Genomic DNA, 13,844 nt, shown 5'->3' on the forward strand with positions numbered 1-13,844 from the left:
GATCCGTTAAGCGGCCACATCCTCGAACTGCGCGTAGCCGGACTTCTCCAGCTCGAGCGCAAGATCCTTGCCGCCGCTCTTCACGACGCGGCCCTTCGACATCACATGAACGAAGTCGGGCACGATGTAGTTCAGCAGACGCTGATAGTGGGTGATCACGACCATCGCGCGATCCTTCGATCGCAGCGCGTTAACGCCATCGGCGGCGATCCGCAGCGCGTCGATGTCGAGGCCTGAATCCATTTCATCGAGAATGCACAGGCTCGGCTCAAACAGCGCCATCTGCAAAATCTCGTTACGCTTCTTTTCGCCGCCGGAGAATCCGACGTTGACGCCACGGCGCAGCATGTCCTGCGGAATGTTCAACTTGCCGGCAACGTCGCGCACCTTCTTGAGAAAGTCCGGCGTCGAGTATTCGCTTTCGCCGCGCGCCTTGCGCTGGGCATTCAATGCGGTGCGCAGGAACGTCATGGTCGCAACGCCGGGGATTTCCACCGGATACTGGAACGCGAGGAACACCCCCTTGGCGGCGCGCTCGTCCGGCGCCATCTCGAGCAGGTCTTCGCCCTTAAACAGGATTTCGCCGGCCGTCACGTCATACCCCGGCTTGCCCGCGATGACGTGGCTGAGCGTCGATTTGCCTGAGCCATTCGGGCCCATGATGGCGTGAACTTCGCCCTGGTTTACGGTGAGGTCGAGCCCGTGCAGGATCTCGTTATCTTCCACCTGAACCTTGAGGCCTTTAACTTCAAGCAACGCGGTCATCCAACACTTCCTTCCAGCGAGATCGAGATCAGCTTTTGCGCCTCGACCGCAAACTCCATCGGCAATTGCTGCAGCACGTCCCTGACGAAGCCATTGACGACCAGCGCCACGGCCTCTTCCTGCGACAGGCCGCGCTGCACGCAATAGAACAGCATGTCTTCCGAAATTTTCGACGTCGTCGCTTCGTGTTCGAACAGCGTCGATGAATTCTTGGCCTCGATATACGGCACGGTGTGCGCGCCGCATTTGTCGCCGATCAAAAGAGAGTCGCACGCGGTGAAGTTGCGTGCGTTGGTCGCCTTGCGGTGCGCAGTGACGAGGCCACGATAGGTGTTCTGCGAGACGCCGGCGGCGATACCCTTCGAGATGATGCGGCTGGTGGTGTTCTTGCCAAGATGAATCATCTTGGTGCCGGAATCGACCTGCTGATAGCCGTTCGAAATCGCGATCGAGTAGAATTCGCCGCGCGAGTTGTCGCCGCGCAGAATGCAGCTCGGATACTTCCAGGTGATCGCCGAACCTGTCTCAACCTGGGTCCACGAAATCTTGGAATTCTTGCCACGGCAGTCGCCACGCTTGGTGACGAAGTTGTAGATGCCGCCCTTGCCTTCCGAGTTGCCCGGATACCAGTTCTGCACCGTCGAATACTTGATCTCGGCATCGTCGAGGGTGACGAGTTCGACCACGGCGGCATGCAACTGGTTCTCGTCGCGCTGCGGCGCGGTGCAGCCTTCGAGATAGCTGACGTAAGCCCCCTTGTCGGCGATGATCAGCGTCCGCTCGAACTGGCCGGTGTTACGCTCGTTGATGCGGAAATAAGTCGACAATTCCATCGGGCAGCGCACGCCCTCGGGCACGTAGACGAACGAGCCGTCGGAGAACACCGCCGAATTCAGTGTCGCAAAATAGTTATCGGAAGTCGGCACCACGGTGCCGAGATATTTCTTCACGAGATCGGGATGCTCGCGGATGGCCTCCGAGATCGGCATGAAGATCACGCCGGCCTTTTTCAGTTCGGCCTGGAACGTGGTCGCAACCGACACCGAGTCGAACACGGCATCGACCGCCACCCGCCGCTCACCTTCGGGGCGGACGACGCCTGCCAGCATCTCCTGCTCACGCAACGGGATACCTAGCTTTTCATAGGTCTTCAGGATTTCAGGATCGACCTCGCCGAGCGAGGCCAGCGCGTTCTTCTTCGGCGCCGAATAGTAATACAGATCCTGATAGTCGATCTTGGGATAGTTGACGCGGGCCCAGGTGGGCTCTTCCATCGTCAACCAGCGGCGATAGGCCTCAAGCCGCCATTCCAGCATCCACGCCGGCTCGTTTTTCTTGGCAGAAATGAACCGAACAGTGTCCTCCGAGAGACCCCGCGGGGCCTTTTCGGATTCAATGATGGTCTCGAATCCATATCGATATTGATCGACGTCGATCTGGCGAACCCGATCAACCGTCTCTTGTACGGCCGGCATATCAACTCTCCGCTCGCGGTTTCAAGGACCGCAGTGGAACCTGGAAGTGTTGTTTAGGGTGTTTCGTTCATGAAATCACCCATTTTTTAGAACCGTTCAAGTGCCGATTCTCGTCATTTTCTTACCTAATGCGTCGGCGAGCTTTCTCCAAGCCTCCAGGACGCGAATGATGTCGGATTCAGAGGTGTCCCAGCCGAGACTTATGCGGATGGCTCCCTGCGCCAGCGGCGGCGGGACGCCCATCGCGGCGAGGACATGCGACGGCTGAACCTTTCCCGACGAACAGGCAGAGCCTGAAGATACGGCGATTCCCTCAAGATCGAACCCGATCACCGCGGTTTCTGCCTTCATTCCGGGAACCGTCGCCAAGGTCGTGTTGGGCAGCCGGGAGATTTCTCGAGAAAAAATCATCGTCTCGGGAACTGTCGCCAGACCGGTTTCCAGCTGAGCTTGAAGGACCTTCAGTCGGGCCGACTCCTGCTCCGCTGAGGCCATTGCTGCCGCCACCGCCGCCCCAAGGCCGACAATTCCGGGGACATTTTCGGTCCCGCCCCGCCGCCCTTTTTCCTGACCTCCGCCCCGGATCAAAGCATCAAACCCCGAGACGCCGTCGGCGACGACGAGCGCGCCGACTCCTTTCGGTCCACCGACCTTATGTGCAGAAATTGATAGAAGATCACATGTTAATTGATTTATATTACACGATATTTTCGATAATGCTTGCACGGCATCGACGTGCATGACGCCGCCCGCCTGATGAACCATTGCCGCAATCGCCGGAATCGGCTGGATCGCCCCGGTTTCGTTGTTGGCCAGCATCACCGACACCAGCGAAGGAACCGGATCGTCGAGCAGGTTCCGCAAGCGTTCCAGATCGACGACGCCCGTCCTGTCGACCGGCGCGACCGCGATATCGGCCGCGTCGAACCTGCCACCGGCAAGAACTGAAGGGTGTTCGATTGCTGAGACCATCAGCCGCTGAACCGGCGCGCCGTTCGGGCGGCGCAGGCCGGGCGTCAGCGCCAGCGCATTCGCCTCGGTGCCGCCGGACGTGAATATGACATTGCGTGCTTCCGCGCCGGTCGCCCGCGCCACCGCATTCCGCGCCTCCTCCACCAGTCGGCGGGCGGCGCGGCCCTCGGCATGGACGGATGAAGGGTTTCCGGCCACATCCCATGCGGCCTCCATTGCCGCACGCGCCTCGGGGCGCAGCGGCGCGGTCGCATTCCAGTCCAGATAAACTCTCTTACGCGTCATACCGTCGCCGTCTCCGGAAATCGGGGGAAAATGCCCATCCGGCTCCCCCTTACAACCCCCGTCACGGACCTGAATGGACCGCGACAGGGTTCAAGATGCTTGCTTTTTGCCCCTCGCCTCATGTTAGAACGCCGGCCTCCGGTTCACCTCACGTCGTCATCTTGCACCCGACGACTCCAGTCGAAGCCTCGTTGGGGAGGTTGCCGACACAGGTTGCAGGCCAACACGGCGTCACCTGAACATATCAAGGAACATCGATGCCCGAAGTTATTTTCACCGGTCCCGCAGGCCGCCTCGAAGGCCGCTATCATCCGGCGAAGCAGAAGAACGCGCCGATCGCGATGGTGCTGCATCCGCACCCTCAGTTCCACGGCACGATGAACCACCAGATCGTCTATCAGGTCTACTACTCCTTCGTCGCCCGCGGCTTCTCGGTCCTGCGTTTCAATTTCCGCGGCGTCGGCCGCAGCCAGGGATCGTTCGATCACGGCACCGGAGAACTGTCCGACGCAGCTGCGGCACTGGACTGGGCACAGACCATCAATCCGGAAGCGCGGGCCTGCTGGGTCGCGGGCTTCTCCTTCGGTGCTTGGATCGGCATGCAATTGTTGATGCGCCGGCCGGAAGTCGAGGGCTTCATCTCGATCGCGCCGCCCGCCAATCTTTACGACTTCTCGTTCCTCGCGCCCTGCCCGTCGTCAGGCCTGATCGTTCATGGCGACAAGGACATCGTCGTTCCGCAGAAGGACGTCAACACGCTGGTCGAGAAGCTCAAGACCCAAAAGGGTATCGTCATCGACCAGCAGGTCATTCCCGGCGCCAACCATTTCTTCGAAGGCAAGCTCGAACCGCTGATGGAATCGGTGACGTCCTATCTCGACATGCGGCTTGCCAACGTCCGCTGACGCCCGGCTGATTGCTTCAAAACAAACGGCGTGAACATTACCGTTCGCGCCGTTTTGCGTTTAGGCAACTGAAGTCCTCAAGCTGCCGCTTTTCCTTCATGTATCAGCATGTACGCGTTGTGCTTATTCAGGAAGGCGCGCAGCAACTCGGGATAGTTCTCGCTCACAGCCTTGCGCACCGAAGGCCGCTCGCGAAGGCTTTGCCGCCAACGCGCGATCTTCGGCTTGTCGGCGAGAATGCCGAAATCGCCGATCTCATCGAACACATCGAAATAGCGGAACACCGGTGCGAACACGGCATCGACCAGAGAGAACGTGTCACCGTCGAACCATGGAGCTGCGACCAGACGCTCTTCGAGCCGCGCAAAACGTTGTTCTGACTGCTTCACCTTGGCTTCAAACGTTGCCTTGTCTTGCGCTGTCTCAAGTCCCCAGATATCGCCAAGAACGGTTGAGCCGAACTCGATCCACGCGCGATGCTCGGCACGGGTGAGCGGGTCTCTCGGGTGCAGCGGCTTCAGCTGCGTCTCTTCGAGATATTCGAGGATGACCGCGGACTCGAATACGACACTGTCACCAACCTGCAGCACCGGAACCTTGCCGAGCGGTGAGATCTTCAGGAACCAGTCCGGCTTGTTATCGAGATCGATGTCGATCCGCTCGAACGGCACGCCTTTCTCCGTGAGCGAAATTACCGCGCGCTGTACGTAAGGGCAGAGTTTGTGGCTGATGAGCTTGAGTGGGGCGGTCATGGCGTCATCCTTGCAAGCGGCGCATGGCAAGCGCTCGCGAAATGCGGCAGCGGGTCCGGCACACCGCGCCCCGTGTCACCTGCAGCAGGTGAAGGCCAATGATGATTGCTTCCGGGGAGGGCATAACGAACTCGCTAATTAAATGCAGATGCATTCAAATAACGCGGTCGCTGACGTCCCGTCAAGTTTCATGCACTTGCATTAAATCCCGGTTTCGCGAGAACCCCGCCGGTTAGCGGCCGTATCACCCCCGTGGTGCCGGGAAATGTCAGCGGCAAACCTTTCAGACTGCGCACGGCCAAATAGGCAAAAGCCTGAGCCTCGATGGCATCTCCCAACCAACCGGACCCAGTCGCCGTCTCGACGACAGCCGGTGCAAGCCGCTGGTCCAGCATCCGCATCAGGGTCGGGTTGTTGGCACCCCCGCCGGCCACGATCCAACTTTTGGGTGGTGCAGGCAGCATCTCGACAATGCGAGCGATTGAGGCGGCCGTGAATGCTGTCAGCGTCGCCGCGCCGTCATCCGGGATCGTGGTGTCGACGGTCAACGCCGCAAAGGCATTGCGATCGAGCGATTTCGGCGGAAGCGTTTTGAAGAACGGATGGTCAATCGCACGTGCAATCCAGTTTTCGTCAACGCGTCCGCGCGCTGCATGTCGACCATCGCGATCGACAGCCTCGCCAATCGTGCGCAGCATGAAGTCATCGAGCAAGGCGTTGCCAGGACCGGTATCGCAGGCGATCAGCGTATCACCGTCGACGTAGGTGATATTCGCGACTCCGCCGATATTGAGTACCGCCACGGGGCCCACACGATCGAGCGTCCGGACCAGCGCGCGATGATAAACCGGCACCAGCGGCGCGCCCTGCCCGCCTGTTGCGACATCGGCGGCGCGCAGATCGAACACGACCGGGAATTGCAGCGCCTTCGCTAACGCGTCACCGTCACCGATCTGGACCGTCAATCGATCTGCCGGGCGGTGCAAAACCGTCTGCCCATGAAACCCGACAACGTCGATATCGCTACGGGCAAGACGGTGTTGCGTCAGAAATGACTCAACCGCTTCGGCGTGTGCGTCTGTCACCAGCCGCTCAGCATCCCTGACCACGCCGGGACGTGCGTCGCGGCCGGAGAGCGTGGCGGCGACAGCCAGTGCCTCCCTCAACAACACGCGCTCGGCAGCGGAATAGACCCTATAGCCGGTGGGACCAAAACCGCCGAGCAGTTCGCCATCGGTTTTCAGCAATGCGACATCGACGCCATCCAGGGACGTTCCGCTCATCAGACCAATTGCTGTCAGCACATCTGTTCCCCGATCTCGCCCGCTCGGTTGAATCCGACGCTCAACCTGATACACCACAGGCCGGCCCGATCGGGCGCGACCTCACACGAGTATCCTTAAATGAGTGCTTACAAATCCGAATTCCTGAACGTCCTGCAGGCCCGGGGCTTCATCCATCAGGTCTCCGAACCCGATGCGCTGGACGCGCTCGCGGTCAAGGGACCTATCACGGGTTATATCGGATTTGACTGCACTGCGGCGTCGCTTCATGTCGGCCATCTGCTCCAGATCATGATGCTGCGCTGGATGCAGCAGACCGGCCACCAACCTATCGCGCTGATGGGCGGCGGCACCACCCGCGTCGGCGATCCGTCCGGCAAGGATGAGAGCCGCAAGATCCTGACCGATGCCGACATTGCCGCCAACCTCGCCGGCATCCGCACCGTGTTCGATAAATTCCTGACGTTCGGCGACGGCAAGACCGACGCGCTGATGCTCAACAACAACGACTGGCTGGCGCCGCTCAATTACATCGATTTTCTGCGCGATGTCGGCAAGCATTTCTCCGTCAACCGGATGCTGTCGTTCGACTCGGTGAAATTGCGACTGGAGCGGCAGCACGAATTGTCGTTCCTCGAATTCAACTACATGCTGCTGCAGGCCTACGATTTCGTCGAGCTACACAAGCGTACCGGATGCGTGCTGCAGATGGGCGGCTCGGACCAATGGGGCAACATTGTCAACGGCATCGATCTCGGCCGCCGCATGGCGGGCGCGCAATTGTTCGCACTGACCTCTCCGCTTCTCACCACATCGTCCGGCGCCAAGATGGGCAAGACGGCCGCCGGCGCGCTGTGGCTCAATGCCGATCTCGTCAGCCCATACGATTACTGGCAGTACTGGCGTAACACTGAAGACGGCGACGTCGAGCGTTTCCTCAAGTTGTTCACGGTGCTGCCGCTGGATGAGATCGCCAAGCTCGCCGCGCTCAAGGGACAGGACATCAACGAAGCCAAGAAGGTGCTCGCCACCGAAGCGACAGCACTGGTTCACGGCCGTGCAGCCGCCGAAACGGCATCCGAGACCGCGCGGCAGACCTTCGAGCAAGGCGCCATTGCGAGCGACCTGCCAACGCTGGAAGTGTCGGCCGCCGAATTTGCCTCCGGCATTGGGGTCGTGGGATTGTTTGTGAAAGCGGGCCTTGTCGCATCGAACGGTGAAGCGCGGCGCCAGATCAAGGGTGGCGGCCTGCGCGTCAACGACGTTGCGGTGACCGACGAGAAAATGACCTTGTCGAAGACCGATCTGACGCCCGAGGGCGTGGTCAAGCTGTCGATGGGCCGCAAGCGACACGTGCTGTTGAAGCCGGTCTGACGGCAAGCGTTACTAGCGGTTGATGTTCGGCGGATCGGAGGCGAAGTCCGGCGGCATTGCCTGCTTTCCAGTGCCGAATTCGAAGATCTTGCGGAACACGCCGGGCGCCATCGCCGAAATCGGATTGACCCGGAGCACCGGCGCGCCGGGGGTGCCGACCACCTCGTAGGTGATCCCGATCAGGCCTTCATTGCTGCCACCTCCGAGCACCAGTCCGACGATCGGAATCTGGCCGAAGATATTGTTCAATCCGTACATCGGCACGAACGTGCCGCTCATGCGTACCTGATTGGCGCGATAGTCGATGCTGCCTTCGATGGTCGCGCCGACGCTCGGGCCGCGAACGACACCATCCTTGATGCGCAATTCGCCTGTCTGCCGGGTGAACTCCGTGCGCATCGCCGAGAAGCCGACGCCGGACTGACTTGCACCCCCGCCATTAGCCACGACACGATCGAGCGCTGCCTCGCCCTTGATCTTGAAGTTGCTGACGTTGAGCAATCCTTCCTGCGGCGCGGAGTCAGCCGTCGGCGGATCCAGGGCGACCCACATGTTGCCGCCGAACATTTTCGGATAGGTGTCCGTGAAGCGGAAGAACGCGCCGGCGTCATTGGTTTCGAGATATAGAACTTCTCGGCCGCCTTGCGTGCGTGAACGCAGGCTGCCGGTTACTGGCGTATCCCGCCCGAGCTTGCCGTTGAGCGAAAACGTCTTGATCGTGCCGTTGCGGCGCGACAGCTTGACGTCAAGGCTACGAATGGCCTCGCCGTAGAAGCCGGCAACGGCGCCGAGTTTTGCGTCGACATCGATATCGATCATTTTTTGCTTGGTCTTGGAGTCGGCATCCTTACCGGACATCGCGCCCTTGATGAAGCCGCGCCCGTCGAACACGTCACCACGCATCACGACCTTGAGCGTCCCATCCGCGGCCCGGTCGGCCTTTAGTGTCGCCTTGTCGCCTTCCGAGGGCGAGAAGGTCGGGAACGAGGCGCTGACGATGTCGTTGTTTTGATCGACCTCGAGGGCACCCTTGATCGAAGCGCCGTTGCCTTCGATGACAATGTCCTCGAACCGTGTTCCCTGCGGCTTCTGAACGACATTGAAAGTGACCTTGCTGGCCTTGCCCGCAACCTTGGTCCAGCCCGGAAGAATGTTGTCGATGCGCGCCGCTGTCAGATCCGCCTCGACGCCGAACTTGTTCTCGTGGTCACCTTCTCCGATCTTTCCGGTGAGTTTGATCGGAATAGCGCCGCTGACCGCAGAGCCGAGATCGACGCCAAGGCGCGCGCGACTGGCATCGTCGAGGGTTGCGGCAACGCGAATATCCGCGTCGCCATCAGCGTTCTTGCGATAGTCCAGTGCGGCGGGCTGACCCGCGATCTTGACGTCACCCTTGACGCGCACCCCCTGATTGTCGGCAACGACCTTGAGCGAATTCGCCTCCAGCTTCTGGTTCATCGCCAGCTTGTCGACAGCAAGCGCGCCGAGATCGACGCTGACGGAATAGACAGTATCTTCCTTGGTCAGCGCGTTCTTCAGCGGCATGTTCAGCGTCACCACTGCCGCGACCGTTCCCTTGCTGGAACTGGGGTCGATCAACGCGCTGTTGACGTCGCTCAGCCGGTCCGACCGCAGGATTTCCGCAGCTGCGGGCACCGGCCCTTCGACCTTGAAGCGGACACGGGCGGGTGCCGGCTTTGGCACAAGGTCCGGAACCTCGAACACCACGTCGGAAAGATTCATCTTACGGCCCGAAGGCGTATCGACCATGCCCTGCCCGATGGTCACCCTCGCGGTGCGTCCAGAAATACGTCCCTTGAGGTCGGCATCCCGGACTGATGGCAGATCATCGAGCGGTGTCAGCACCACGTTGCTCGCCGAGAAATTCACCGACAAGCCCTCGTCCGGAATCGGAGGCCCACCGCGCGCGAGCGTATGGATCGGCGCGTTCACCGCAATGTCGAGATGCTGGAGCGTTCCGCCGCCGATGCGCTGGATGGTCCATTCACGCACTTCAGGCACCACCAGAATCGGCCAGATGTTCTTGAATGCCGTGGCCGGCATCGCCGTCGTCGCCAGTCCCAGCTTGAGCCGGGCCTCGGGACCCGAATAGTCGAGCGCACCGGATCCTGCGACACCGATATCCCCGTTGCTGATATCGCATTGTGTCAGCAGCACCCGTCGGCCGGGCGTATCGAACTGGATACGCACCGCGACGCGATTGAAGATCACGGGATTAGCGTCGTGGATATCGGTCAGGACAATGGTGCCGCCGCTCAAGCCAAGCTGCCAGTTCGGAATATTGCCGTTCGGCGGCTCAAGGTGCGCCAGCAACGTGATGCGGTTGGCTCCCGAAGTTACCTGGAATGGTGCAGTCATGACGCGCCGTCCGGCGTCCCATTCAAGTTTGGCCTCGATGCGATCGATATGCATCGGATATTCGGGCACATTCCTGTCGACGACATTCCCTTCACCCACCAGGAGTTCGCCCTTGAGGAAGGTCGGCAATCCATCGCGGCCGATTTCACCGCGCAATTGCGCCGAGAGCGGCATATCTTCAGCGGTGAAACTGAAATCCTTCAGACGCATCGCCAGCAGGAGATTTTTGGTCGGAACCTTGTCGGCAACCACCTCCACGGCGCGAACGCCGTTGGACGGAGCGCCGACGCCGACCTTGAGCGACCACGCCTGCTTGCCTTCCTCGCCGACACTCAAAGCCACGCCGCCGGATGTCGGGCGGCGCAGCGTCAGGGTGATGTTATTAAACGTGAAACGGTTTTTACTTTGCTGGTCATCGACGGTGAGGACACCGTTGCGCAATCCGATTTCGTTGAGGCTCTGACCGTCCAGTCCCTTGGAGCCAATGCTATCGAGCCAGTCCAGCACCGCAAGCAGACCGCTTGTTCGGACATTCGTCGTAGCTGACGAAGATGCGGCCGGGGATTGCGAGGGAACGCCGGCAGATTCGGCGACTGTTGCACCCGGAACCGCAACGCCGGGACGCGCCGGAACCTTGCCGGTCGCAAGCGGCTGAGAATTGTTGCCAGTCGAGACGATCACATCACCGTCTGGCGTGATGCGTACCGACAGTTCAGCGCCGACGAGACGGAGAGTCTCCGCGCGCAGCTGCCCCAGCATGAGCGCGGTGCCCGACAACTTGACTTCCGCCTTCGGTGCGCTGGCGACGATCGCATGACTGCTGTCTCGCACGACGATATCGCGCACCCGCACCGCGATTCGGATTCGGCCCGCGCGCTCGATCTGCGTGCCGCCGACTTCGACGGTGTGATCGTGGCCGAGGTTTTCCTCGATCGCCGAAGCGAGCCACGGCGTTGCGATGTCCAGATTGATCGGCCCTGCGCCAAGCCGCAGCCACAAGCCACCGAACCCGACAAAGAACAGAAGCGCCAGACCCGCGACGACCATGGCGGTTCGTCTGACCCAGGGTTGGACGAACATTCGCCTGTTGAATGCACGTATCCGGTCTCGTGTCCGGTGCCATCCGAAACCACGGCGCTTCAGCAGCTTGCGCGCCTGATTGCTCGCCACCTCGTCTTCATGGCACCAGGCGATATCATCCCAGCGCAAATGTCGCTCGGTTGCTCGGGTTTGCGATGCTTTTTTCGGATCGGAGTCTGGCATCGACCTGCGAGGTTGGCGCTGAGTATGAGTCTGGCTCCCGCCGGGCTTGTGAGCGTCGATCTTTGACGATCGCTCGTTCGGCGGCATCGCTGCCAATCCTCGTTTGCAATTGTAACCCGTCCGACAATGGACGCTGGGATTCCCTTGTCAGCATACCCCGGGAGCCGCAGATTTGCACAGCAGCAGAACCCTGAAATAGCGCCTGACGACTGTTGCTATATCGAGATAAAAGACCCGCTGAAAGCGACGAAAGGAAGGCGTATGCCCAAGAAAACGCGCAAGAAAACAGGAAACACGCCGACCACGGCCGAGTCCGGACGGGCGCTCCGGAAAGCCTCCGCCAAAACGCCTGCCGGCGGGACGGATGCGGCAAAAAAGACCGTCGACCGAAAGGGTGCCGGCAAGCCTGCGAAGAAGCTGACCACAAAGAAAGCCGCGATCCGCAAGGTCGGCGGACTGGCCGAGGGCGATCCGGCCCCAGCGTTTCTCCTGCCGCGCGATGGCGGAGAATCGGTGTCGCTCGCGGATTATGCGGGCCGAAAGCTGGTGATCTTTTTCTATCCGCGGGCCGACACGCCCGGCTGCACCCTTGAGGCGATGGATTTCAGCCGCCTCGCCGACGCTTTTGCCGCGAGCCAAACGGCTGTCCTCGGTATCTCGGCGGACCCGGTCAAAGCTCAGAACAAGTTCAGGGACAAACACAGCCTCGCCGTCCCGCTCGCTTCAGACGAGGAGCACCAGACGCTCGAACGGTTCGGTGTCTGGGGAGAAAAATCCATGTATGGCAAGATCTTTATGGGAATTGTTCGCACAACAGTTCTGATTGACTCCGACGGAACAATCGCCCGGATCTGGCGCAATGTCCGCGTGCCCGGACACGCCGGCGAGGTGCTCGCCGCAGCTCGCGCACTATAGAATTCGTCGCACTTCATTTTCCGAAAATTAACCATGGCGGGGTCAAATCGGCGTCGGAAGTAAGTCAACAGGATCCGTACATCTGTTGGCGCAGGAGTGCTGATGTCGTACCGGTCTGGCCAATATCCCCAACATTCTCAACGTCATACGCACGACCATGCGAGGCCCGCCCAGCGCCGCCCGGCCCAAGCTCATGTTCACCCCCGCCCGCGCCAAGAGGGCAACAGCGACGGCAACGACTATGCCCTTGTCCATCATGGCAGGCAGATCCGGGTTGGCCCGGTAGTGTTCTGGATCGTGGCGGGTTCGATTATCATCATGGGAGCGTGGTCGGCCGCAACCGCCACCTATTTCGCATTTCGCGACGACGTCCTGACCCGGCTGATCGCCCGTCAGGCCGACATGCAGTACGCCTACGAGGATCGCATCGCTGAACTGCGTTCGCGGATCGATCGCACCACGAGCCGCCAGTTGCTCGATCAGGAGCAGTACGACCAGAAGCTTAGCCAGATCATCAAGCGCCAGGCGGTTCTCGAATCGCGCACCAATGCCTTGGGCACACTCCCCGACATCTCGGTGACCGGATCGGTCAAGCCGTCGCGGACATCCTCGGCCAGCGACAGCCATTCGCGCGGAACGCCGAAGCCCTCGCCGATCAGCGACACCATGATGTTCGTGGCGCCGCCGGATCGTGAAGCGCGGCTGGAATCGCGCCGCCCTGCTGTGGATGCCCCCGCGACGCGGCTCGCAAAGGCGCCGATCGCCGACGGCACGCTCGCCAAACTCCAGACATCGCTTGATCGAATCGAAAACCGCCAGACCGCCGCACTCGCCTCGCTGGAAGACAAATACGAATCCCGCTTGCGCCGTATGCGCGGTGTCTTCACGGATCTCGGCCTGAACATGAACCGCATGGCCGCAGCGGCTCCCAAAGGCGGCGTGGGCGGTCCCTTCATTCCCGTCAAACCGCCGCACAATGCCGGAGCGTTCGAGCGTCAGCTGTACCAGATTAATCTGACGCGCTCGGAAGCCGACCGCATGACACGAACGCTCGCACTCGTTCCCTACCGAAAACCGGTGGTCGGACAGGTCGAATTCACCTCAGGCTTTGGCGTGCGGTCCGATCCCTTCCTTGGGCGACCCGCCATGCACACCGGGCTGGATTTCCGCGCCGCCAAAGGTGACCCGGTGCGCGTAACCGCCAACGGCAAGGTAGTATCCGCCGGATGGGCCGGCGGTTATGGCCGGATGGTCGAAGTCGATCACGGCAATGGTCTGTCGACCCGGTATGGCCATCTCTCCGAGATCGGCGTCAAGGTCGGCCAGGCGGTCAAGATCGGTGACGTGATCGGCGAAGTCGGATCGACCGGGCGCTCCACCGGTCCGCATCTGCATTACGAAACACGCATCGATGGCGTCGCAGTTGACCCACAGAAATTCCTGCGCGCGGGCGTCCGTTTCGCGCAAGGCTGATGA

General features: G+C 60.9%; 10 protein-coding genes. 4 read left to right on the top strand and 6 right to left on the bottom strand.

The window, feature by feature from the left end; all coding sequences use genetic code 11:
* Positions 1-6: 6 nt before the first annotated feature.
* The 3 genes from sufC to ASC80_RS07715 all read right to left on the bottom strand — a co-directional run bounded on the left by sufC (position 7) and on the right by ASC80_RS07715 (position 3,497).
* Positions 7-765, bottom strand: coding sequence for a Fe-S cluster assembly ATPase SufC (sufC, locus tag ASC80_RS07705; protein WP_056294644.1), 759 nt, complete (start codon positions 763-765; stop codon positions 7-9).
* A complete protein-coding gene (sufB, locus tag ASC80_RS07710; RefSeq protein ID WP_056294647.1) occupies positions 762-2,240 on the bottom strand; it encodes a Fe-S cluster assembly protein SufB in 1,479 nt (492 codons plus the stop codon). Before sufB ends, sufC begins: the two co-directional genes overlap by 4 nt.
* A gap of 96 nt (positions 2,241-2,336) precedes the next feature.
* Positions 2,337-3,497 (bottom strand): cysteine desulfurase family protein, encoded by a 1,161-nt coding sequence (locus ASC80_RS07715; protein WP_056294650.1) that lies wholly within the window; start codon positions 3,495-3,497, stop codon positions 2,337-2,339.
* Between the two features lie 257 nt (positions 3,498-3,754).
* Between ASC80_RS07715 and ASC80_RS07720 the strand changes: the two genes are divergently transcribed.
* Positions 3,755-4,402 (top strand): alpha/beta hydrolase, encoded by a 648-nt coding sequence (locus ASC80_RS07720; RefSeq protein WP_056294653.1) that lies wholly within the window; start codon positions 3,755-3,757, stop codon positions 4,400-4,402.
* Between the two features lie 77 nt (positions 4,403-4,479).
* On the opposite strand, the gene ASC80_RS07725 is transcribed toward ASC80_RS07720, so the two are convergent.
* Both ASC80_RS07725 and ASC80_RS07730 read right to left on the bottom strand, forming a co-directional pair.
* Entirely contained in the window at positions 4,480-5,154 is a 675-nt protein-coding gene (locus ASC80_RS07725) for a glutathione S-transferase family protein (protein ID WP_056294656.1), read from the bottom strand.
* Positions 5,155-5,342: 188 nt separating this feature from the next.
* On the bottom strand, positions 5,343-6,458 hold the full coding sequence (locus tag ASC80_RS07730; RefSeq protein ID WP_056294660.1) for an anhydro-N-acetylmuramic acid kinase: 1,116 nt from the start codon (positions 6,456-6,458) through the stop codon (positions 5,343-5,345).
* 99 nt (positions 6,459-6,557) lie between these two features.
* Here ASC80_RS07730 and tyrS point away from each other — a divergent pair, with 99 nt between their 5' ends.
* A complete protein-coding gene (tyrS, locus tag ASC80_RS07735) occupies positions 6,558-7,811 on the top strand; it encodes a tyrosine--tRNA ligase (RefSeq protein WP_056294663.1) in 1,254 nt (417 codons plus the stop codon).
* A 12-nt stretch (positions 7,812-7,823) separates the two neighbouring features.
* Here tyrS and ASC80_RS07740 read toward each other — a convergent pair whose 3' ends face one another.
* Positions 7,824-11,453 carry a YhdP family protein gene (locus ASC80_RS07740; RefSeq protein ID WP_056295773.1) on the bottom strand — a complete coding sequence of 1,210 codons (3,630 nt, stop codon included), beginning with the start codon at positions 11,451-11,453 and terminating at the stop codon, positions 7,824-7,826.
* Positions 11,454-11,714: 261 nt separating this feature from the next.
* Between ASC80_RS07740 and bcp the strand changes: the two genes are divergently transcribed.
* Positions 11,715-12,368, top strand: a complete 654-nt coding sequence (gene bcp / locus ASC80_RS07745; protein WP_082512436.1) for a thioredoxin-dependent thiol peroxidase — start codon at positions 11,715-11,717, stop codon at positions 12,366-12,368.
* Between the two features lie 102 nt (positions 12,369-12,470).
* Positions 12,471-13,841: a M23 family metallopeptidase gene (locus ASC80_RS07750; RefSeq protein ID WP_056294666.1), complete on the top strand. Its 1,371-nt coding sequence runs from the start codon at positions 12,471-12,473 to the stop codon at positions 13,839-13,841.
* The last annotated feature ends 3 nt before the right edge of the window (positions 13,842-13,844 follow it).

Source organism: Afipia sp. Root123D2 (assembly GCF_001425835.1).
Lineage (GTDB): Bacteria > Pseudomonadota > Alphaproteobacteria > Rhizobiales > Xanthobacteraceae > Afipia.

Coding starts and splice junctions, on each gene's coding strand:
- ASC80_RS07740 (WP_056295773.1), bottom strand. CDS start 11,453: ATGCCAGACTCCGATCCGAAAAAAGCATCGCAAACCCGAGCAACCGAG.
- ASC80_RS07715 (WP_056294650.1), bottom strand. CDS start 3,497: ATGACGCGTAAGAGAGTTTATCTGGACTGGAATGCGACCGCGCCGCTG.
- ASC80_RS07720 (WP_056294653.1), top strand. CDS start 3,755: ATGCCCGAAGTTATTTTCACCGGTCCCGCAGGCCGCCTCGAAGGCCGC.
- tyrS (WP_056294663.1), top strand. CDS start 6,558: ATGAGTGCTTACAAATCCGAATTCCTGAACGTCCTGCAGGCCCGGGGC.
- bcp (WP_082512436.1), top strand. CDS start 11,715: ATGCCCAAGAAAACGCGCAAGAAAACAGGAAACACGCCGACCACGGCC.
- ASC80_RS07750 (WP_056294666.1), top strand. CDS start 12,471: ATGTCGTACCGGTCTGGCCAATATCCCCAACATTCTCAACGTCATACG.
- sufB (WP_056294647.1), bottom strand. CDS start 2,240: ATGCCGGCCGTACAAGAGACGGTTGATCGGGTTCGCCAGATCGACGTC.
- ASC80_RS07725 (WP_056294656.1), bottom strand. CDS start 5,154: ATGACCGCCCCACTCAAGCTCATCAGCCACAAACTCTGCCCTTACGTA.
- sufC (WP_056294644.1), bottom strand. CDS start 765: ATGACCGCGTTGCTTGAAGTTAAAGGCCTCAAGGTTCAGGTGGAAGAT.